The sequence below is a fragment of the Streptomyces sp. NPDC024555 genome, from assembly GCF_055559335.1.
In genome coordinates this window covers 24,273-45,771 of sequence record NZ_JBVHKV010000027.1, presented here as the reverse complement: position 1 = coordinate 45,771, position 21,499 = coordinate 24,273, and the positions used below count along the sequence as shown (strand labels likewise).

Genomic DNA, 21,499 nt, shown 5'->3' with positions numbered 1-21,499 from the left:
TCCCACCGGCCCCGGCCTCCTGTCCGCACCGACCCGTCCCACCGGCTCCGGCCATCCCACCGCCCCCGGTCGTCCCGATGACCCCGACCGTCCCGACGATCCCGACCGTCCGTCCGGCGCCGTCGCTTCGGGGGACTCCACCCGTCCGGCCGGATGGGCCGATCCGGCTGGTCCGGCCGAGTTGGCCCACAGCGGCGCCTGAACCGGATGCGTACCGGGTCCGTGAGACCTTGTGGTCCCGTTTCCGCGACATCCCGTCACCGCACGTCACGTTCCCGTCACCACCGGGACGCCGTGCGGGGCGGCAGCACCCCCGGTGTCACCCCACCCCGGTGACACCGCACCGCCTCGTCGCGGAAGCGGGGCCCGTGCCTCCATACACGAGAACACAGGTCTAAACCAATTCCCGGCAGACACTTGTCACCCGGCTCTTGGACTGATGAGCTATGCCCGGGACACAACGGACACCCTGGGAATGGGAGATGTCGTGAGCAACGAAAGCCTGGCCAATCTGCTCAAAGAGGAGCGGCGGTTCGCACCGCCTGCCGATCTGGCCGCGAACGCCAACGTCACCGCGGAGGCGTACGAGCAGGCCGAGGCGGACCGGCTGGGCTTCTGGGCCGAGCAGGCCCGCCGCCTGACCTGGGCCACCGAGCCGACCGAGACGCTCGACTGGAGCAACCCCCCGTTCGCGAAGTGGTTCGCGGACGGCGAGCTGAACGTCGCGTACAACTGCGTGGACCGCCACGTCGAGGCCGGCAACGGCGACCGGGTCGCCATCCACTTCGAGGGCGAGCCCGGCGACAGCCGCGCCATCACCTACGCGGAGCTGAAGGACGAGGTCTCCCGCGCCGCCAACGCCCTCACCGAGCTGGGTGTCGGCAAGGGCGACCGGGTCGCCGTCTACCTGCCGATGATCCCCGAGGCCGCCGTGGCCATGCTGGCCTGTGCCCGCATCGGCGCCGCGCACTCGGTCGTCTTCGGCGGCTTCTCCGCCGACGCCATCGCGGCCCGTATCCAGGACGCGGACGCCAAGGTCGTCATCACGGCCGACGGCGGTTACCGCCGCGGCAAGCCGTCCGCGCTCAAGCCGGCGGTCGACGACGCCGTCTCCCGTATCGAGAGCGTCGAGCACGTTCTCGTGGTGCGGCGCACGGGCCAGGACACGGCGTGGACCGAGGGCCGCGACGTCTGGTGGCACGAGATCACCGCCCGCCAGTCCGCCGAGCACACCCCCGAAGCGTTCGAGGCCGAGCAGCCGCTCTTCATCCTGTACACCTCGGGCACCACCGGGAAGCCGAAGGGCATCCTGCACACCTCCGGCGGCTACCTCACGCAGGCCGCGTACACGCACCACGCGGTCTTCGACCTGAAGCCCGAGACCGACGTCTACTGGTGCACCGCGGACATCGGCTGGGTGACCGGCCACTCGTACATCGTCTACGGCCCGCTGGCCAACGGCGCGACCCAGGTCATGTACGAGGGCACGCCCGACTCCCCGCACCAGGGGCGTTTCTGGGAGATCGTCCAGAAGTACGGGGTCACGATCCTGTACACGGCGCCGACGGCGATCCGTACGTTCATGAAGTGGGGCGACGACATCCCCGCCAAGTTCGACCTGTCGTCGCTGCGCGTGCTCGGGTCGGTCGGTGAGCCGATCAACCCCGAGGCCTGGATGTGGTACCGGAAGCACATCGGTGCCGACAAGTGCCCGATCGTGGACACCTGGTGGCAGACCGAGACGGGCGCGATGATGATCTCGCCGCTGCCCGGCGTCACGGAGACCAAGCCGGGAAGCGCGCAGCGCGCCCTGCCGGGCATCTCCGCCACGGTCGTCGACGACGAGGCCAACGAGGTTCCGAACGGCGGGGGCGGCTACCTCGTCCTCACCGAGCCGTGGCCGTCCATGCTGCGCACCATCTGGCGCGACGACCAGCGCTTCCTCGACACGTACTGGTCGCGCTTCGAGGGCAAGTACTTCGCGGGCGACGGCGCGAAGAAGGACGAGGACGGCGACGTCTGGCTGCTCGGCCGGGTCGACGACGTCATGCTCGTCTCCGGTCACAACATCTCGACGACCGAGGTCGAGTCGGCGCTCGTCTCGCACCCGTCGGTCGCCGAGGCCGCCGTGGTCGGCGCCGCCGACGAGACGACCGGTCAGGCCATCGTCGCGTTCGTGATCCTGCGGGGGTCCGCGACCGCCTCCGACGAGCTGGTCGCGGAGCTGCGCAACCACGTGGGCGCGACGCTCGGTCCGATCGCCAAGCCGAAGCGCATCATGCCGGTGGCGGAGCTGCCGAAGACCCGCTCCGGCAAGATCATGCGCCGCCTGCTCCGCGATGTCGCGGAGAACCGGGCCCTGGGTGATGTCACCACCCTGACGGACTCCTCCGTCATGGACCTGATCCAGAGCCAGCTCCCCTCGGCCCCCTCGGAGGACTGAGACCGCGCACGACCTGCGGAAGGGCATCCGGCGACGCGCCGGATGCCCTTCCGGCGTCTAGGGTGAAACGCATCGGTCACAACCCCGCGCACCCCGGGTACAGTGGCAGCTGATCAATAAAACGATAAGAAATCTCCACAGGGTGTGCCGGGAAGTCTGGTCGGCGAGTGCATCAGCCGTGCCGTCGCTGCCGTCCCGACCCGGAGGTTCCACCCCGTGGCCACGCCCACCCCCGCACCCCCCTCCCCCCGTCGCACCGTTCTCGGTCTCCTTCCGCTTCCCGAGCGGAACTACCTCGCCGAGGCCCTGCGCACGGAGACGGTCGGCGGAATGATCCTGCTGGTCGCCGCCGTGGCCGCACTGATCTGGGCGAACACCTTCGGATCGAGCTACTCGTCCGTCAGCCACTTCCACTTCGGCCCCGCGTCGCTCGGCCTCAACCTCTCCGTGGCGCACTGGGCGGCCGACGGGCTGCTCTCGGTCTTCTTCTTCGTCGCGGGCGTCGAGCTCAAGCGCGAACTGGTCGCGGGTGAACTGCGCGACCCCCGTGCCGCCGCGCTCCCGGTCGTGGCCGCGCTCTGCGGCATGGCCATGCCTGCCGTCGTCTACTCGCTGGTGAACCTCGTGGGCGGCGGTTCGCTGGACGGCTGGGCCGTCCCCACCGCCACCGACATCGCCTTCGCGCTGGCCGTGCTCGCCGTCATCGGCACCTCGCTGCCGTCCGCGCTGCGCGCCTTCCTGCTGACGCTCGCCGTGGTGGACGACCTCTTCGCCATCCTGATCATCGCGATGTTCTTCACGGAGGACATCAACTTCCTGGCGCTGATCGGTGCCTTCGCCGGTCTGGCGGTCTTCTGGCTCCTGCTGCGGCTGGGCGTGCGCGGCTGGTACGTGTACGTGCCGCTCGCCCTGGTGATCTGGGGGCTGATGTACAACAGCGGCGTCCACGCCACCATCGCGGGCGTCGCCATGGGGCTGATGCTGCGCTGCACCCGCCGCACGGGCGAGCAGGAGTCGCCCGGCGAGCGCATCGAACACCTGGTCCGCCCGCTCTCGGCGGGGCTCGCCGTGCCGCTGTTCGCCCTGTTCTCGGCCGGGGTCTCCCTCTCCGGCGGCGCGCTGGGCGGGGTGTTCCACCGGCCGGAGACGCTCGGTGTGGTGCTGGGGCTGGTCGTCGGCAAGGCGGTGGGCATCTTCGGCGGTACGTGGCTGACCACCCGGTTCACCAGGGCGGAGCTGAACAAGGAGCTGGCCTGGGCGGACGTCTTCGCGGTCTCCGCACTCGCCGGGATCGGCTTCACCGTCTCCCTGCTGATCGGCGAACTGGCCTTCGCCGGCGCCGACGACATGATCAACGAGATCAAGGCCTCGGTGCTGATCGGCTCGCTCATCGCCGCCGTGGTCTCCGGTGTACTGCTCAAATTGCGGGTACGCAGATACCGGGCGCTGTACGACGCCGAGGAGCTCGACGAGGACGCGTCCGGGGTGCCCGACGTCTACGAGCAGGACGATCCGGAGTACCACCTGCGGATGGCCGCGCTCTACGAGAAGAAGGCGGCGGAGCACCGCCGCCTTGCCGAACTGGCGGGGGCAGCGAGCAACAAGCCGGACAGTCCGGCATGATCTGACATCGGATGCGTTGAACAGGAGAGGGAGTCAGGGATGAGCGACCCCGGCAATTTCGCGGGCGGCACCGATCGCAGTCTCGGTCAGCTGGTCGCCTCGGCGACGGCCGAGCTGTCGGCACTGGTGCACGACGAGATCGCCCTGGCCAAGGCCGAGGTGCGACAGGACGTCAAGCGCGGCGTCATGGGCAGCGTGGCGTTCATCGTCACCGGCGTGCTGATCCTCTTCTCCATCCCGGTGCTGAGCTTCGCGGCCGCGTACGGGATCCACAATCTGGGGCTGGGCCTCGCCTGGTCGTTCCTGATCGTGGGCGGCGCGTTCATCCTGCTGGGAATCCTGCTGGCGCTCTTCGGCTACGCCAAGTTCCGCAAGGTCAAGCCGCCGGAGAAGTCCATCGCCTCGGCCAAGCAGACCGCGGCCGTGCTCCAGGGCGTCAAGCCGCACCCCCGTCCGGGCGTGGGCGCCGACGCGATCCTTCCGGCGGCCGGCAGCACACGGTCGGACAAGGCCATCGAGAACCACCCGGTCCAGGACAAGGCGTCGGTTGTGGCACGCTCGACCACATGACGGTCCCCCATTCCAGCGCGTCCGGCCCCGCGGATCCGGACGGCCGGGCGGGTCACGGGAAGCCCGCCGCACCGGCGGCCCCCGCCCCCGTACCGGCTCCCGCCCCCGCCCCCGGCGGCTCCCCGGCGCCCGCGGGCCCGGCCGGCGGCCCCGTGCGCATCGACGGTCCCTGGACGCACCGGGACGTCGCGGCCAACGGCGCGCGCTTCCACATCGCCGAAATGGGTGAAGGACCGCTGGTTCTCCTCCTGCACGGCTTCCCGCAGTTCTGGTGGACCTGGCGCCACCAGCTTCCCGCCCTCGCGGACGCGGGGTTCCGGGCCGTGGCGATGGACCTGCGCGGCGTGGGCGGCAGCGACCGCACGCCGCGCGGTTACGACCCCGCCAATCTGGCCCTCGACATCACCGGCGTCGTCCGTTCCCTCGGCGAACCGGACGCGGCGCTCGTCGGCCACGACATGGGCGGCTATCTGGCCTGGACGGCCGCCGTCATGCGGCCCAAGCTGGTGCGCCGGCTGGTTGTCTCCTCGATGCCCCATCCCCGGCGCTGGCGCTCCTCGATGCTCTCGGACGTCGCCCAGACCCGGGCCGGCTCGTACATCTGGGGCTTCCAGCGCCCCTGGGTCCCGGAGCGTCAGCTCGTGGCGGACGACGCCGCGCTGGTCGGCCGGCTGATCCGCGACTGGGCGGGGCCGGGCACGGCGCACTTCCCCGACGAGGCGGCCCTCGACGTCTACCGGCGTGCGATGGCCATTCCGTCGACGGCGCACTGTTCGATCGAGCCGTACCGCTGGATGGTGCGGTCGCTGGCCCGTCCGGACGGCTTCCAGTTCAACCGCCGGATGAAGCGGCCGGTGCGGGTGCCGACCCTGCATCTGCACGGTTCGCTGGATCCGGCGGTCCGCACCCGCAGTTCGGCCGGGTCCGGCGAGTACGTCGAGGCACCGTACCGGTGGCGACTTTTCGACGGTCTGGGGCACTTCCCCCACGAGGAGGACCCGGCCGGGTTCTCGGCGGAACTCATCAACTGGCTCAAGGATTCCGAGCCCGACCGCTGACCGAAGGGCACACACGTCCTACGAACAGCCACTTGCCCGGCGCATAGGCCAATTGGCTGGCGGATGGGGGGTTACCGACCATGAGCCACGGGCAGACGTCCGGGTATGGGCTGGACGCACGACTTCGGTGACGCAGCACGCAATCGTCGCTCGACCGCCACGGCGGTAACGGGCACTCATGAGGGGGACGGCCCGCAGGGCCGGGTGCGCACTATGCATGTTCTGCATGATCCCCGGCTCGGCATTCCGCGCATTCTCCGCCGCCGGGCCCGCTGGGTCTCCGCGCGGCTCCGCCACCCACGGGGCTGACCCGACGAACACCCACCCGGCTGCCGCGTGAACAACGCCGCGGGGCACTGCGCCTAGAGCGCGCAGCTCTCGCTGTCGACCTGCTGGTTGGCGGTGCGGCCCCGCGCGATGTCCTCGCGGATCTCGTCGGCGGTGAGGGCGTAGCCCGTGTCGGGATCGTCGAGCGACTTGGCGAAGACGACGCCGTACACCTTGCCGTCCGGCGTCAGCAGGGGGCCGCCGGAGTTGCCCTGACGGACCGTCGTGTAGAGCGAGTACACATCGCGGCGGACGGTCCCCCGGTGGTAGATGTCGGGCCCCGAGGCGTCGATGCGGGCCCGGACCCGGGCGGAGCGCACGTCGTACGAGCCGTTCTCCGGGAAGCCCGCGACGATCGCGCTGTTGCCGGTGGTGGCGTCGTGGTCGGTGTCGGTGAACCGGAGCGGCGTGGCGTCGAGGTCCGGTACGTCGAGTACGGCGATGTCGCGCCGCCAGTCGTAGAGGACGACCTTCGCGTCGTACAGCCGTCCCTGGCCGCCGATCTGCACGGTCGGCTCGTCGACACCGCCGACGACATGGGCGTTGGTCATGACGCGGCGGTCGGCGAAGACGAATCCGGTGCCTTCGAGGACCTTGCCGCAGCCCGGGGCCGTGCCGACGACCTTGACGATGGAGCGTTTGGCGCGGGCCGCGACGGGGCTGTTGACGAGCGCCGGGTCGGGGGCGCGGACCTCGGTGATCGGCTCGTTGGCGAAGGGGCTGAAGACCTGCGGGAATCCGTTCTGCGCGAGGACCGAGGAGAAGTCCGTGAACCAGGTGGAGGCCTGGGGCGGCATCACCCGGGAGACGCCGAGCAGGACGGAGGAGTTGCGGACCTCCTTGCCGAGCGTCGGCAGTGAGGTTCCGGCCAGCGCGGACCCGATCAGCCAGGCCACCAGCAGCATCGCGACGACGTTGACCAGGGCGCCGCCCGTCGCGTCGAGGGCGCGCGCGGGCGACCAGGTGATGTAGCGGCGGAGCTTGTTGCCGAGGTGGGTGGTGAAGGCCTGGCCCACCGAGGCGCACACGATCACGATGACGACGGCGGCGATCGCGGCGCTCGACGAGACCTCCGAGCCGTCCGTGAGCTGGTCCCACAGGACCGGCAGCAGATAGACGGCGACGAGACCGCCGCCCAGGAACCCGATCACCGACAGAATGCCGACGACGAACCCCTGGCGGTAACCGATGACCGCGAACCACACGGCTCCGGCCAGCAGCAGGATGTCCAGCACGTTCACCGTCTATTGCCTCGCAGATTCGTCACCGGGCGCATACGTGTCCCCGCGTCCGGGACGGGCCCGGAGCGGCGGGGCACGGAGTCAGCCTGTCATGCGCGCCAGTCGAGCGGCACCTGCTTGGCCCTGTCCCAGGGGCGCTCCCAGCCCGCGAAGTGCAGAATCCGGTCGATCACCCCGGCCGTGAACCCCCATACGAGTGCGGATTCGACCAGAAATGCCGGTCCCCGGTGACCGCTGGGGTGAAGTGTCGTCACTCGATTGGCCGGATCCGTGAGATCCGCCACGGGCACGGTGAACACCCGGGCGGTCTCGCCGGGGTCGACGACCCCGACCGGGCTGGGCGTGCGCCACCAGCCGAGGACGGGCGTCACCACGAAGCCGCTCACGGGGATGTAGAGCCGGGGCAGCACACCGAAGAGCTGCACCCCGCCCGGATCGAGCCCTGTCTCCTCCTCGGCCTCGCGCAGCGCGGCACGCAGCGGCCCGGTCGTCGTCGGATCGCCGTCGCCCGGGTCCAGGGAACCGCCGGGGAAGGAGGGCTGCCCGGGGTGCGAGCGCAGGCTGCCGGCGCGCTCCATGAGCAGCAGCTCCGGCCCGCTCGCGCCCTCGCCGAACAGGACCAGCACCGCGGACTGCCGGCCCGCACCGCTCTCGGGGGGCAGGAAACGGCTGAGCTGCTGGGGGCGGACGGTCCGCGCCGCCTGCTCGACGGGGGCCAGCCAGCCGGGGAGACCGTCGGTGGTGAGGTCGACGGCGGCGTCCACGGCGGCGGCGGTCTCCATGGCCGCAGCGGTTTCGGGCGCGGGAGACGAACCGGGGGCGGAACCGCCGGCGGCGCTCCGTCCCGCCGTGGTCTCCGCGTCCGCGTCCGTGCGGTGTTCATGCGTCTTCATAGGCACCCCTCGTCTCACAACGCCTGTCGTCACGCATTTCGTTCCTGGGCGGTGTGCCGTCTCAGTCGCCGTCCGGGCCCGCCGCGGCCGTGCCCGGATAGTGCGCCGGAGGCTTCAGCCGCTGGCCCGGCCGGCCGCCCATCTCGTACTTCAGGAGCTTCCTGGCCTTCTCGGGGTCCGTCTCGCCCTCGCCGTACGCCGGGCAGAGCGGGGCGACCGGGCAGGCGCCGCAGGCGGGCCTGCGGGCGTGGCAGACGCGGCGGCCGTGGAAGATGATGCGGTGCGAGAGCATCGTCCACTCGCTCTTCGGGAAGATCGCCGCGATGTCCGCCTCGACCTTCTCCGGGTCCTCCTGGTCGGTCCACTTCCAGCGCCGTACGAGCCGTCCGAAGTGCGTGTCCACAGTCAGACCCGGGACGTCGAACGCGTTGCCGAGAACGACATTGGCCGTCTTGCGGCCCACCCCGGGCAGGGTCACGAGATCGTCCAGCCTGCCCGGCACCTCGCCGTCGAAACGGTCCCGGAGCGCCGTGGCGAGCCCTATCAGCGACTTGGTCTTGGCCCGGAAGAACCCGGTCGGCCGAATGATCTCTTCCATTTCCTCCGGCACGGCCATGGCCATGTCCTCCGGAGTGGGGTACTTCGCGAAGAGCGCCGGGGTCGTCTGGTTCACCCGCAGGTCGGTCGTCTGCGCCGACAGCACGGTGGCCACCAGCAGTTCGAAGGGGTTCTCGAAGTCCAGCTCGGGGTGCGCGTAGGGATACGTCTCCGCCAGGACGCGGTTGATCTTCCGCGCCCGCCGCACCATCGCCAGGCGCGTCTCCGGCTTCCAGGGCTTGACGCCCGCCGCCCCGGCGGCGGTCTTCCCCGCGGCCGCCGTCTTCCGGACCGCCGCCTTCTTGGCCGTCGTCTTCGCGGCCGTCGTCTTCTTCGCCGTCGTCGTCTTCTTGGCCGCCGTCTTCTTCGCCGCCGGTTCGCCCGTGCCCGTGGCCTTGCGGACCTTGCTCTCTGCCATGACCGAAGGCTACGCCGGACGGGCGAGCCGACGGGGACGGTACGCGTACGAACAGGGCGCGCGGCTCCGGGACATGCCGGGAGCGCCGGCCCGTTGGCGTACGGCCCGGCGCTCTCCGGTCGGCGGGGTCACCCGGAGGTGCGGGATCACCCGAGAGGGGCGGGTTCACCGGCGGGCCGGGCGTCGGCGGCCGGGGCCGGGGTCCGCAGGGTGAGGAGGGAGGCGAGGGCCCCCGCCAGGGCGAGGAGCGCCGCCCCCAGGAAGGCGGCGGAGAATCCGTCCGTGAGCGCCTGCGGGTCGTCGAGCCGGCCGGCGCCGTTGGCGGCGGCGACCGCGGTCATCGCGGCCAGGCCGAGCGCCGAACCGACCTGGTAGCTGGTGTTGACGATGCCGGAGGCGAGGCCGCCCTCCGTGGGGTCGGGGATGGCGAGCGCGGTGCCCAGGGAGGGGATGAAGGCGAGCGACATGCCGACCGCGGCGAGCAGCGAGGCGGGCAGGACGTCCACGGCGAAGCTGCCGTCGGGCCGGACGAACGAGAGCCAGACCATCCCGGCCGCCAGGGCGAGCAGACCGGTCACGATGAGCGGCTTGGGGCCGAAGCGGGCGATCAGCCGGGGTGCGAGCACGATCATCATCAGCATGATGGCCGCGGTCATCGGCAGCAGCGCGGCGCCCGAGGCGAAGGCTTCGAGGCCCAGCACCTGCTGGAGGTAGAGGTTCAGGAAGAACCACATCGGGATCCACGCGGCGGCCATCAGCAGCTGGGCGAGGTTGGCGCCGGCCAGGTTCGGGCTGCGCCAGATGCCGAGCCGCATCAGCGGTGCGCGGCGGCGGGCCTGGAGCCCGACGAACGCGGCGATCAGCAGCAGCCCCGCGCCCAGCACCAGCCAGGTGCGAGCCGCGTCCCAGCCGGTCTCCGGGGCCCGGACGACCGCGTAGACGGAGACGGCCAGACCGAGGGTGACGGTGACCGCGCCGAGCCAGTCCACCGAGCCGCGGCGGGCGGCGCCGTCCGGCATGACGCCCGGGGTGGCGAGCAGAACGGCGAGCGCGACCGGGATGTTGATCCAGAAGACCCACTCCCAGCTGGCGTACTGCGTGATCAGGCCGCCGAGGAAGACGCCCGCGGTGCCGCCGGCCGGTGCGGCGGCCCCGTACAGGGCGAACGCCTTGGTGAGTTCCCTCGGACGCCCGCCGAACAGGGTCATCAGCAGGGTGAGCGCCGCGGGGGCGATCAGCGCGGAGCCGGCGCCCTGGACGGCCCGGCCGGTGAGTTCGACCCAGGCCTCGCCGGCCAGCCCCGCGACCGCCGAACCGGCGGCGAGGACCGCCCAGCCGGTGACGAACAGCCGCTTGGCACCGAACACGTCGGAGAGCTTGCCGCCGAGCAGCAGCAGCCCGCCGAAGGCCACGACATAGGCGTTGAAGACCCAGGACAGGTCCTCCTGGGAGAAGCCGAGCGCCGACTGCATCTCGGGGAGGGCGACCCCGATGATCGAGGTGTCCATGATGACCATGAACTGGGCGAGGGCGATGAGCGCGAGCGCCGTCCAGCGTCTCGGGGACGCGGGCGCGGGCGCGGGCGCGGGAAGATCGGACATGACCGTGAACTCCTGCGACTGGAGGGGTGGGAGAGGTCAGTGCTTGTGTGCGCCGCCGTGCTCCGGGGACGGAGCGGCGGAGGACGGGGCGGACGGTCCGGCGGCCGGTTCGGTGCCGGTGGCGGAGAGCGTGAACGCGGCGGTGCGGACCGTGCCGCCGTGCCGGAAGTCCAGGAAGAGGCGGTACGTGCCCCGGCTCGGCGCGGTGGTGGTGAAGGCGATGTCCGGACCGGATGACGTACGGCCGTCGCCCGGCTCGCCGTCCGGGTGGACGTGGAGGTAGGCGAGGTCGCCCGCCCGCAGGGCCACCAGATGGCCGTAGGAGCCGAGGTACGGCTGGAGGTCGGTGACCGGCCTGCCGTTCTTCGTCACCGCGAGGGTGAGCCGGGTGGCCCGGCCGGGCGTCAGATCGCCGGTCAGGGTGACGCGGTAGCCGTCGACCGTGACCGTGCGGCCCGTCACGGCCGGAGGGGACGGACGCAGCGCGCCCGCCGCGTGCAGATCGGCGCCGAGGGTGAGGTTCTGCGAGGCGCCGGCCGGGGTGAAGTCCGCGAAGACGCGGTACTCACCGGCGGCGGGCAGCGCGGCCGAGGTGCTCCAGGTGCCGTCGGCGGCCCGCGTGGGGTGCAGGTGCTGGAACGTGGAGAGGTCGCGCGGGGCGACGATCAGGTGCAGTTCCTTGCCGTGCTCGGTCCGGTAGGAGGTGACGGGCTCGCCGTCCGCACCGAGGATCCGGAACCGCAGATCGGTGCGGGCGCCGGCGGTCTCGTACGGGTCGTCGAGGCTCAGCGTGTAGCCGCGGTCGGAGATCTGCAGCCCGCCGGGCGGCGGATCCGCCGCGCCTCGCGCGGCGGGGGACGACGGCGAGGGAGAGCCGGACGCGTGCCCGGCGTGGGCGGCGGACGGCCTGGCCGCGTCGTCCGACGAGCCGCCGGTGGCGTGGCCGATGCCGTACGAGGCACCGAAGACCGTCGCGAGCCCGGCAGTGAAGGCGGTGATCTTGAGTGCGGTGTTCATGACGGACTCCTCGGGCTCCTCGACCGGTGGGGCGACACATGCAGTAGATACCCCCCTGGGGTATCGAGTCAAGAGAGAAAGCCATACGGGTGGGGGGTATTTTGGAACGGACCGGCCACCCGCGCATCGAAGGCGTGATTCCGCTTGCGGTCCGACACCGCGTCACCGCATCGGCCCATTCGTCGCACTTTTCCGCTCGTCCGGGGCGCGTTCGCCCACAGCGGAATCACGGCGGCCCGGCGCCCCGGCGACCCCTTCGGCACGTCCTCCGACCGGCGATCCGCTCACTCCGCCGGCCCCGCACCGGCCCCGGGCATCCGGCCCGGTCAACCGGCGGACGGCGCCCGATCGGCCCCCTGCCGCACACACCGGCACGCGCGTGCGTCAAACTGGTTTGTGATTGATCGCACTGTTTTACCGTCCGGCATGATGGGGACCACGGTTCCCTGAACAGGCCGACAAGGAGAGAACTCGTGGACGACGTTCTGCGGCGCGCCCCGCTTTTCGCGGCGCTCGATGACGAGCAGGCCGCGGAGCTCCGCGCCTCGATGAGTGAGGTGACCCTCGCGCGCGGAGACGCGCTGTTCCACGAGGGCGACCCGGGCGACCGCCTCTATGTGGTCACCGAGGGCAAGGTGAAGCTCCACCGCACCTCCCCCGACGGCCGCGAGAACATGCTGGCGGTCCTCGGCCCCGGCGAACTGATCGGTGAGCTGTCGCTCTTCGACCCGGGCCCGCGCACCGCCACCGCGACCGCGCTGACCGAGGTCAAGCTCCTCGGCCTCGGCCACGGCGACCTCCAGCCCTGGCTGAACGCCCGCCCCGAGGTGGCCACCGCCCTGCTGCGCGCCGTCGCCCGGCGCCTGCGCAAGACCAACGACCAGATGTCCGACCTGGTCTTCTCCGATGTGCCCGGCCGGGTCGCCCGCGCGCTCCTCGATCTGTCGCGCCGCTTCGGCGTGCAGTCCGAGGAAGGCATCCACGTGGTGCACGACCTGACGCAGGAGGAGCTGGCCCAGCTCGTCGGCGCCTCCCGCGAGACGGTCAACAAGGCCCTCGCCGACTTCGCCGGCCGCGGCTGGCTCCGGCTGGAGGCGCGCGCGGTGATCCTGCTCGACGTGGAGCGGCTGGCCAAGCGGTCCCGCTGACCGCCGCCCCGTCCTCGTACGCGTGACGAAGAGGGCCCCGCCGACACCGGCGGGGCCCTCTTCCGTACGTCGTCGCCGCACGCGCGGGCGGCCGGTCAGATCAGCCCGTGCTCGCGCAGATAGTCCAGCTGCGCCCGTACCGACAGCTCCGCCGCCGGCCACAGGGACCGGTCCACGTCCGCGTACACGTGCGCCACCACGTCCGAGGACGTCACGTGCCCGTCCTCCACCGCCGTCTCCACCTGGGCCAGCCGGTGCGCGCGGTGGGCCAGATAGAACTCGACGGCGCCCTGCGCGTCCTCCAGCACCGGCCCGTGGCCCGGCAGCACGGTGTGCACCCCGTCGTCGACCGTCAGCGAGCGCAGCCGCCGCAGCGAGTCGAGGTAGTCGCCGAGCCGTCCGTCCGGATGGGCCACCAGCGTCGTGCCGCGCCCCAGGATCGTGTCGCCCGTCAGGACCGCGCGGTCGGCGGGCAGATGGAAGGAGAGCGAGTCCGCGGTGTGGCCGGGGGTCGGCACCACGCGCAGTTCCAGCCCTCCGGTCGTGACGACGTCGCCCTCGCCCAGGCCCTCGTCGCCCAGCCGCAGCCCCGGGTCGAGCGCCCGGACCTTCGTCCGCGTCAGCTCCGCGAACCGGGCCGCCCCCTCCGCGTGGTCGGGGTGCCCGTGCGTGAGCAGTGTCAGCGCGATCCGCTTCCCCGCCCGTTCGGCCGTGTCGACGACGGCCCGCAAGTGGGTGTCGTCCAGCGGTCCGGGGTCGATGACGACCGCGAGGTCCGAGTCCGGTTCGGCGAGGATCCAGGTGTTGGTGCCGTCCAGCGTCATCGCCGAGGGGTTGGGCGCCAGGACGTTGACCGCGCGGGTCGTGGCGGGGCCGGAGAGCACCCCGCCGCGCGGCTGTCCGGGCAGCGCCGCCGCGTCGCTCATGCCGCCCCGCCCCCCGCCCCGGCCGGGAGGTGCTTGGTGAACTCGTCGTGCCCCGGCCAGCTCAGGACCAGCTCGCCGTCCTCGAAGCGCGCCCGCGCGAGCACCGGGGTGAGGTCCTGCTCCGGCGCCGCCGCCAGCGCCGTCGCGGCGGTGGCGTACGGCCGCAGCGCCCTCAGCGTGGCGACCGTCGGAGGCATCATCAGCAGTTCGCCCCGGTCGTAGCCGTCGGCGGCCTCGCCCGGCGCGATCCAGACCGTGCGGTCGGCCTCGGTCGAGGCGTTGCGGGTGCGCTGGCCGGCCGGCAGGGCGGCGACGAAGAACCAGGTGTCGTAGCGGCGCGGTTCGAACTCCGGGGTGATCCAGCGCGCCCACGCGCCGAGCAGGTCCGAGCGCAGCACCAGCCCGCGCCGTTCCAGGAACTCCGCGAACGACAGCTCCCGGGCGACCAGCGCCCCGCGGTCGGCCTCCCAGTCCTCGCCCGTGGTGTCCGTGACGACCGAGTCCGCGGTCGGCCCGGCCAGCAGGACACCGGCCTCCTCGTACGTCTCGCGCACGGCGGCGCACACGATCGCCTGCGCCTCGGCGGGCGTGGCCACCCCGAGCCGCTCCGCCCAGACCTCCAGCGCGGGCCCGGCCCAGCCGACCAGCCGGTCGTCGTCGCGGGGGTCGACCCCGCCGCCCGGATAGGCGTACGCCCCGCCGGCGAAGGCCATCGAGGCGCGCCTGCGGAGCATGTGCACGGCGGGCCCGGCGCCGGCCGTCCCGGTGTCGTCCCGGAGCAGCATCACGGTGGCGGCCCGGCGCGGGACCGCGGGCGTCAGCTCGCCGGTGGCGAGGGCCCGGATCCGGTCGGGCCATTCCGGTGGGTACCACTGACCTTGGGACATGGCCGGAGGCTATCCGGAACCGCGACGATGTTCGAGAGGTGCGGTGATCCGTACATGCCCCGTACACGGACGACGGTCCGAACATGCCCGTGCGCGGCAACGGCCCGTACATGCCCGTACACGGCAACGGCCCGTACATGCCCGTGCCCGTGAGCGGCGATGGTCCGTACGTCCCCGCACACGGACGATCCCGCCCGGTCGTCACGACCGGACGGGATCGGACCGGCCGGCGTCACCGCGCCGGCCGGGAGACGGCTCAGGCCTCGGTCAGCTCGACCTGGACCTCGACCTCGACGGGTGCGTCCAGCGGCAGCACGGCGACGCCGACCGCGCTGCGGGCGTGCACGCCCTTGTCGCCCAGCACCGCTCCGAGCAGCTCGCTCGCCCCGTTGATCACACCGGGCTGCCCGGTGAAGTCGGTGGCGGAGGCGACGAAGCCGACGACCTTCACGACGCGCGCGATCCGGTCCAGGTCGCCCGCGACGGACTTCACGGCAGCCAGCGCGTTGAGCGCGCAGGTCTTCGCCAGCTCCTTGGCCTCGTCGGCGGTGACCTCCGCGCCGACCTTGCCGGTGACGGCGAGCTTGCCGTCCACCATCGGCAGCTGGCCCGAGGTGTAGACGTACACCCCGGTCCGCACGGCCGGCTGGTACGAGGCCAGCGGCGGGACGACGTCGGGCAGGGTGAACCCCAGTTCGGCGAGCTTCGCCTCGACGGCGCCCGCCACTACGGCTTCTCCCGCTTCAGGTACGCCACGAGCTGCTCGGGGTTGTTCGGGCCGGGAACGACCTGGACCAGCTCCCAGCCGTCCTCGCCCCAGGTGTCCAGAATCTGCTTGGTCGCGTGCACGAGAAGGGGCACGGTCGCGTATTCCCACTTGGTCATGGCCCGACTGTAATGCCTGCGCGTTCCCCGGCACGCCCAGCCTCGTGCGTAGCCTGCGACAGGACTGGTTAGGCTCGAATACGTGAGCAGGTTCCAGGTCGTCAGCGGCAAGGGCGGTACCGGTAAGACCACGGTCGCCGCCGCCCTCGCGCTCGCCCTCGCGACCGAGGGAAGGCGCACCCTCCTCGTCGAGGTCGAGGGCAGACAGGGCATCGCCCAGCTCTTCGAGACGGAGTCCCTCCCCTACGAGGAGCGCAGGATCGCCGTCACCCCGGGCGGCGGCGAGGTCCACGCCCTCGCCATCGACGCGGAGCGCGCGCTCCTCGACTACCTCCAGATGTTCTACAAGCTCGGCAGCGCCGGACGGGCGCTCAAGAAGCTCGGCGCGATCGACTTCGCCACCACCATCGCGCCCGGCGTCCGGGACGTCCTGCTGACCGGCAAGGCCTGCGAGGCGGTCCGCCGCAAGGACAAGCGGAACCGGTTCGTCTACGACTACGTGATCATGGACGCCCCGCCGACCGGCCGCATCACGCGCTTCCTCAACGTCAACGACGAGGTGGCCGGGCTGGCGAGGATCGGCCCCATACACAATCAGGCGCAGGCCGTGATGCGGGTGCTCAAGTCCCCCGAGACCGCGGTGCACCTGGTGACGCTGCTGGAGGAGATGCCCGTCCAGGAGACCGCCGACGGCATCGCGGAACTGCGCGCCGCCGAGCTGCCGGTGGGGCACGTCGTCGTCAACATGGTCCGTCCGCACCTGCTCGACGAGGACGCGCTGCGCACCGCCGCGGGCGGCCGCCGCAAGGAGATCGCCAAGACGCTGACCCGGGCCGGGGTGACCGGTTCGGCCGCGCTCGTGCGCCCCCTGGTCGAACAGGCCGCCGAGCACGCCCAGCGCGTGGAGCTGGAACGCGAGCAGCGCGCCGTCCTGGCGGGCCTCGGGCTGCCGGGGTACGAACTCCCGCTGATCGGTGAGGGCGTGGACTCCGCCGCCCTGTACGAACTGGCGGAGGAGCTGCGCAAGCAGGGCGTGGGGGAAGCGGCGGGGCCGGAAGCGGAAGCGGAACGAGGGGTGGGCTCATGACGGCGGACGCGGACGGCGGTGCGGCGGGCGCCCCGGTCCTGGACACGGACGCACTGCTCGACGACCCCGGCATCCGGATCGTCGTGTGCTGCGGTTCGGGCGGCGTCGGGAAGACGACCACCGCGGCGGCGCTCGGGGTGCGTGCGGCGGAACGCGGCCGGAAGGTCGTCGTGCTCACCATCGACCCGGCGCGCAGGCTCGCGCAGTCCATGGGCATCGACTCCCTGGACAACGTGCCCCGCCGGGTGAAGGGCATCGAGGCCACGGGCTCCGGCGAGCTGCACGCCATGATGCTCGACATGAAGCGGACCTTCGACGAGATCGTCGAGGCGCACGCGGACGGCGAACGGGCCCGCGCGATCCTGGAGAACCCCTTCTACCAGTCCCTGTCGGCCGGCTTCGCGGGCACGCAGGAGTACATGGCGATGGAGAAGCTGGGGCAGCTGCGGGCGCGCGACGAGTGGGACCTGATCATCGTCGACACCCCGCCGTCCCGCTCGGCGCTGGACTTCCTGGACGCCCCGAAGCGGCTGGGCTCGTTCCTGGACGGGAAGTTCATCAAACTGCTGATGGCCCCGGCGAAGATGGGCGGCCGGGCCGGAATGAAGTTCCTCAACGTGGGCATGTCGATGATGACCGGGACGCTGGGCAAGCTGCTGGGCGGCCAGTTCCTGCGCGATGTGCAGACCTTCGTCGCCGCGATGGACACGATGTTCGGCGGGTTCCGCACCCGCGCCGACGCGACGTACCGGCTGCTCCAGGCGCCGGGCACCGCGTTTCTCGTCGTCGCGACGCCGGAGCGGGACGCGCTCCGCGAAGCGGCGTACTTCGTGGAGCGGCTGGCGGCCGAGGACATGCCGCTCGCGGGCCTGGTGCTCAACCGGGTGCACGGCAGTGACGCCGCCCGGCTCTCCGCCGAGTCCGCGCTCGCCGCCGCCGACCGTCTCGACGGCGCAGAAAATCTTGAGACCGACGGCATTGTGGATCAGGGGGCCGGGAAGGCTGGACTTCGTGAGCCCGCCGAATCCCCCGCGGCCGGTTCCGCCCCGACCGAGCACCCCACCGGAGCCGCCTGTCCCGAACCGTCCGAGCACGCCTCGGAGCACGACCCCGATGACGCCGTGGATCCCGGTGAGGGCACCCCGGCAACAGCCTCCGCCGATCCGACCGTCGAGCAGCTGACCGCCGGCCTGTTGCGTCTGCATGCCGAGCGGATGCAGGTGGTCGCGCGCGAACTGCGCACACGCGACCGTTTCACCGCACTGCATCCCGAGGTGGCCGTGACCGCTGTGGCCGCGCTGCCCGGAGATGTTCACGACCTCGCGGGGCTGCGGGCCATCGGTGACCGGCTCGCGACCGGTTCCGCCCCGGCCGGAGCTGCGTAGCCACTCCGTCCCGTCCGCTCCACCGCACGTCTCACCACGCGGGTCCGCCCATCCGGAACAACCCGGTCCGGACCACCCGGCGGGGCTATCCGACGGCGGCGAACGTCTCGTGAAGTTCGTCGTCCTCCAGCCCGATCGCCACGGGCAGTATGCCCGTGGACCGCTCGTACTCGCTGCGCGCGGTCTCCAGCAGCCGGCGCCAGGACGTGACGGTCGGCCGCCTGCGCAGCAGTGCGCGGCGCTCCCGCTCCGTCATTCCGCCCCACACGCCGAATTCGACGCGATTGTCCAGCGCGTCCGCCAGGCACTCCGTCCGCACCGGACATCCGGTGCACACCGCCTTGGCTCTGTTCTGCGCTGCCCCTTGTACGAACAGTTCATCCGGATCCGTAGTGCGGCAGGCTGCCTGCGCACTCCAGTCGGTTACCCAGCCCATCCCGGCGCCGTCCTCTCCCGAATCGAGGCTCCCCCACGGCGGCAGCGGCATATTCACCGCTGCCAGTTGAGGACGTTACGGAAGGTGGGGACAGCACAACACCCCCTTCGGGCCCAATCTTGAATGGCCCGAACGGACTATGCGTATGCGGCAGATCACCCAGGGGAGTGAGGGGAAGACATCCATGACTATCCCGGCGGAATCGGGACAGTTCTCCTGAGTCACAACGGACGTTCGATGACACTCCAGGCGAATTCGGGAGCGCCTGGAGCCGTGCCGGGCCGTGCAGGGGGGTTGATACGTGACCGGACTGCTGTGACAGTTGAGAGCAGCTTAGGCCAAGGCATCCGCGCGTGTCCGGCGAATGCGAACCTAGGCGCCGCGCGTTGTCGTGCCGCCCCGCCCACCACCGGGTCCACGCGGCGCCGGCCACGGTGACGAGCCCCGTGGGCGCGCACGGGACACCCCTTCCCGCACGTATGAACGCAGGGGCAGAAGCGGAAGCGGTCCGTCCGAGAACATCCGGTGCGCGCATCCGATGCGTGGCATCCCGTACCGGTGAGGGCTCCGCCACTCCGCGCAACGATCGCACACCCGATCGTGTCACGGTCCGGTGCTCGAACGCTCCGACAGGCACCCGTTCCTACGGAATGCTCATCATGACGGTTTAGGCTGCCCCCTATGCCAAAGAAGCGCTCGGGCGGGGGTCTCACCGCAACCCAGCAGGCCGCCAAGTTCCTCGGTGTCGCAGCACTGTCCGGAGTGGTCCTGGCGGGCATCGCCCTGCCGGCCGCCGGAGCACTGGGTCTCGCGGCCAAGGGCACGGTGGACGGATTCGACGAGATCCCGTCGAACCTGAAGACCCCACCGCTCAGCCAGCGCACGACCATCCTGGACAACCAGGGCGGCCAGATCGCCACGGTCTACTCCCGTGACCGCACGGTGGTGCCGCTGACGAAGATCTCCCCGTACATGCAGAAGGCGATCATCGCGATCGAGGACGCCCGCTTCTACGAGCACGGCGCGGTCGACCTCAAGGGCATCCTGCGCGCGATGAACCGCAACGTGCAGGCCGGCGGGACCGCCGAGGGCGCGTCCACCCTCACCCAGCAGTACGTGAAGAACGTCTTCGTCGAGGAGGCGGGCGACGACCCGGCCAAGGTCGCCGAGGCCACCCAGCAGACGATGGGCCGCAAGGTCCAGGAGCTGAAGTACGCGATCCAGGTCGAGGAAGAACTCGGCAAGAAGAAGATCCTGGAGAACTACCTCAACATCACCTTCTTCGGGCAGCAGGCCTACGGCGTCGAGGCGGCCTCCCAGCGCTACTTCTCCAAGTCGGCGAAGGACCTGAAGCTGGAGGAGGCCGCGCTGCTGGCCGGCATCGTGCAGTCGCCCAGCCGCTACGACCCCGTCAACGACACGGAGGAGGCGACCAAGCGTCGCAACACCGTGCTCCAGCGGATGGCCGACGTCGGCGACATCTCGCGGCAGCAGGCCGACAAGGCCATGGCGACCCCGATCAAGCTGAAGGTGAAGCGGCCGAAGAACGGCTGCATCACCGCCGTCAGCGGCTCCGGCTTCTTCTGCGACTACGTCCGCCAGATCGTGACGGGCGACCCGGCCTTCGGGAAGACCGCCAAGGACCGGGCCAAGCTCTGGGCCACCGGCGGCCTCACCATCAAGACCACGCTGAACCCGCGCTCCCAGGCCGCCTCGAACGAGGCCGCCACCTCCCGGGTCAACGAGACCGACAAGGTCGCGGCCTCGGTGGTCCAGGTCCAGCCCGGCACCGGCCAGATCCTGGCGATGGCCCAGTCCCGTCCGTACGGTCTGGACCAGTCCAAGCACCAGACCGTGCTGAACCTCTCCGTCGACCACAAGATGGGCGGCAGCTACGCCGGCTTCCAGGTCGGTTCGACGTTCAAGCCGATCACCGCGGCGGCCGCGCTGGAGAAGGGCATCAGCCCGGCGCAGAGCTACGACACGCCGTCGAAGATCAGCCTGCCCGCCGACGCCTTCCTCACCTGTGAGGGCCGCCCCACGGACGACAAGCCGTGGAGCGTGGAGAACGAGACGGAGGAGGAGAAGGGGATGTTCGACATGACCAGCGCGCTGGGCAAGTCGATCAACACCTACTTCGCGAAGCTCGAACAGCAGACCACCCTCTGCGACACCCTCACCATGGCCAAGAAGGTCGGCTACAACCGCGGTGACAACAAGCCGCTGTGGCAGGTCGCCAACACCACGCTCGGCGGCCAGGAGTCCACGCCGCTGGCGATGGCCGCCGTCTACGCGACCTTCGCCAACCGGGGCACCTACTGCTCGCCGATCGCGATCCTCTCGGTGACCAAGCCGGACGGCAAGAAGATCGACGTGCCGAAGACGCAGTGCGACCGCGCCATGAGCGAGCACACGGCCGACACCATCAACCAGATGCTTAAGGGCGTCGTCGAGGACGGGACCGGCAAGTCGGCCGGTCTCAGCGACCGCGACAACGCGGGCAAGACCGGTACGACCGACGAGCGCAAGAACGCCTGGTTCGTCGGCTACACCCCGAACCTCTCCACCGCCGTCTGGGTCGGCAGCGACGGTTCGCGCCAGATCCCGATGAGCGACATCGTCATCGGCGGTCAGTACTACGAGGACGTCTGCGGTGGCTGTCTGCCCGGCCCGATCTGGCGGACCGCGATGACCGGTTCCCTGGACGCCTCGCAGACCCCCGGCTTCAACCCGGTCGACGTGCCGCGGGCGAAGCCGAAGGAGGACAAGGGCAAGAAGGACAAGAAGAAGCCGGGCGAGGGCGACGACCGCCCCGGCGACGACAGCCCGTTCCCCGGCATCAGCATCCCGCCGGACGTGCTCGGCGGCGGTCACGGCCGCGGGCAGAACGGTCCCTGACCGGGATCCGCGGGCATGACATGACGAAGGGGGCGTCCCACCGGCCGGTGGGACGCCCC

Annotated in this window: 19 protein-coding genes; 9 read left to right on the top strand and 10 right to left on the bottom strand. The window is 71.3% G+C overall.

Translation table 11 applies throughout. The features are described from left to right. Positions 1-475: 475 nt before the first annotated feature. From acs to ACZ4FH_RS33250, 5 genes are all read left to right on the top strand, one after another. The gene (gene acs, locus ACZ4FH_RS33270; RefSeq protein ID WP_467309500.1) at positions 476-2,443 is read left to right on the top strand and encodes an acetate--CoA ligase; all 1,968 of its coding nucleotides are present in this window, start codon (positions 476-478) and stop codon (positions 2,441-2,443) included. Between the two features lie 216 nt (positions 2,444-2,659). Further along, positions 2,660-4,066, top strand: coding sequence for a Na+/H+ antiporter NhaA (nhaA, locus tag ACZ4FH_RS33265; protein ID WP_467309499.1), 1,407 nt, complete (start codon positions 2,660-2,662; stop codon positions 4,064-4,066). Between the two features lie 39 nt (positions 4,067-4,105). Beyond that, positions 4,106-4,636, top strand: a complete 531-nt coding sequence (locus ACZ4FH_RS33260; RefSeq protein ID WP_467309498.1) for a phage holin family protein — start codon at positions 4,106-4,108, stop codon at positions 4,634-4,636. Further along, on the top strand, positions 4,633-5,694 hold the full coding sequence (locus ACZ4FH_RS33255; protein WP_467309497.1) for an alpha/beta fold hydrolase: 1,062 nt from the start codon (positions 4,633-4,635) through the stop codon (positions 5,692-5,694). Before ACZ4FH_RS33260 ends, ACZ4FH_RS33255 begins: the two co-directional genes overlap by 4 nt. Positions 5,695-5,799: 105 nt before the next feature. Beyond that, a complete protein-coding gene (locus ACZ4FH_RS33250; protein WP_383648498.1) occupies positions 5,800-6,003 on the top strand; it encodes a hypothetical protein in 204 nt (67 codons plus the stop codon). A 53-nt stretch (positions 6,004-6,056) separates the two neighbouring features. Here ACZ4FH_RS33250 and ACZ4FH_RS33245 read toward each other — a convergent pair whose 3' ends face one another. The 5 genes from ACZ4FH_RS33245 to ACZ4FH_RS33225 all read right to left on the bottom strand — a co-directional run bounded on the left by ACZ4FH_RS33245 (position 6,057) and on the right by ACZ4FH_RS33225 (position 11,788). Next, positions 6,057-7,262 (bottom strand): MarP family serine protease, encoded by a 1,206-nt coding sequence (locus tag ACZ4FH_RS33245; RefSeq protein ID WP_467309496.1) that lies wholly within the window; start codon positions 7,260-7,262, stop codon positions 6,057-6,059. 89 nt (positions 7,263-7,351) lie between these two features. Beyond that, complete coding sequence (locus ACZ4FH_RS33240; protein WP_467309537.1) at positions 7,352-8,044, bottom strand: NUDIX hydrolase; 693 nt, start codon at positions 8,042-8,044, stop codon at positions 7,352-7,354. Positions 8,045-8,216: 172 nt separating this feature from the next. Then, entirely contained in the window at positions 8,217-9,170 is a 954-nt protein-coding gene (gene nth / locus ACZ4FH_RS33235) for an endonuclease III (RefSeq protein WP_467309495.1), read from the bottom strand. A 146-nt stretch (positions 9,171-9,316) separates the two neighbouring features. Next, entirely contained in the window at positions 9,317-10,771 is a 1,455-nt protein-coding gene (locus ACZ4FH_RS33230) for an MFS transporter (protein ID WP_467309494.1), read from the bottom strand. A gap of 36 nt (positions 10,772-10,807) precedes the next feature. Beyond that, on the bottom strand, positions 10,808-11,788 hold the full coding sequence (locus ACZ4FH_RS33225) for a hypothetical protein (protein ID WP_467309493.1): 981 nt from the start codon (positions 11,786-11,788) through the stop codon (positions 10,808-10,810). Between the two features lie 473 nt (positions 11,789-12,261). On the opposite strand from ACZ4FH_RS33225, the gene ACZ4FH_RS33220 reads away from it, so the two are divergent. Further along, positions 12,262-12,936: a Crp/Fnr family transcriptional regulator gene (locus ACZ4FH_RS33220; protein ID WP_014046869.1), complete on the top strand. Its 675-nt coding sequence runs from the start codon at positions 12,262-12,264 to the stop codon at positions 12,934-12,936. A 95-nt stretch (positions 12,937-13,031) separates the two neighbouring features. On the opposite strand, the gene ACZ4FH_RS33215 is transcribed toward ACZ4FH_RS33220, so the two are convergent. The 4 genes from ACZ4FH_RS33215 to ACZ4FH_RS33200 form a co-directional block, all read right to left on the bottom strand. Beyond that, entirely contained in the window at positions 13,032-13,862 is an 831-nt protein-coding gene (locus ACZ4FH_RS33215) for an MBL fold metallo-hydrolase (RefSeq protein WP_467309492.1), read from the bottom strand. Then, positions 13,859-14,749, bottom strand: a complete 891-nt coding sequence (locus ACZ4FH_RS33210) for an NUDIX hydrolase (protein ID WP_467309491.1) — start codon at positions 14,747-14,749, stop codon at positions 13,859-13,861. Before ACZ4FH_RS33210 ends, ACZ4FH_RS33215 begins: the two co-directional genes overlap by 4 nt. A 256-nt stretch (positions 14,750-15,005) precedes the next feature. Next, the gene (locus ACZ4FH_RS33205; protein ID WP_467309490.1) at positions 15,006-15,476 is read right to left on the bottom strand and encodes a RidA family protein; all 471 of its coding nucleotides are present in this window, start codon (positions 15,474-15,476) and stop codon (positions 15,006-15,008) included. Beyond that, positions 15,476-15,634, bottom strand: coding sequence for a DUF4177 domain-containing protein (locus ACZ4FH_RS33200; RefSeq protein ID WP_019992579.1), 159 nt, complete (start codon positions 15,632-15,634; stop codon positions 15,476-15,478). Before ACZ4FH_RS33200 ends, ACZ4FH_RS33205 begins: the two co-directional genes overlap by 1 nt. 82 nt (positions 15,635-15,716) lie before the next feature. On the opposite strand from ACZ4FH_RS33200, the gene bagA reads away from it, so the two are divergent. Continuing rightward, a complete protein-coding gene (bagA, locus tag ACZ4FH_RS33195; RefSeq protein ID WP_467309489.1) occupies positions 15,717-16,721 on the top strand; it encodes an ATPase BagA in 1,005 nt (334 codons plus the stop codon). Next, the gene (gene bagB / locus ACZ4FH_RS33190; protein ID WP_467309488.1) at positions 16,718-18,106 is read left to right on the top strand and encodes an ATPase BagB; all 1,389 of its coding nucleotides are present in this window, start codon (positions 16,718-16,720) and stop codon (positions 18,104-18,106) included. The genes bagA and bagB overlap by 4 nt, the downstream gene beginning before the upstream one ends. A gap of 85 nt (positions 18,107-18,191) precedes the next feature. Here the strand turns inward: bagB and ACZ4FH_RS33185 are convergent, their stop codons facing one another. Beyond that, the gene (locus tag ACZ4FH_RS33185) at positions 18,192-18,542 is read right to left on the bottom strand and encodes a WhiB family transcriptional regulator (protein WP_018551136.1); all 351 of its coding nucleotides are present in this window, start codon (positions 18,540-18,542) and stop codon (positions 18,192-18,194) included. 681 nt (positions 18,543-19,223) lie between these two features. On the opposite strand from ACZ4FH_RS33185, the gene ACZ4FH_RS33180 reads away from it, so the two are divergent. After that, a complete protein-coding gene (locus ACZ4FH_RS33180; RefSeq protein ID WP_467309487.1) occupies positions 19,224-21,440 on the top strand; it encodes a transglycosylase domain-containing protein in 2,217 nt (738 codons plus the stop codon). The last annotated feature ends 59 nt before the right edge of the window (positions 21,441-21,499 follow it).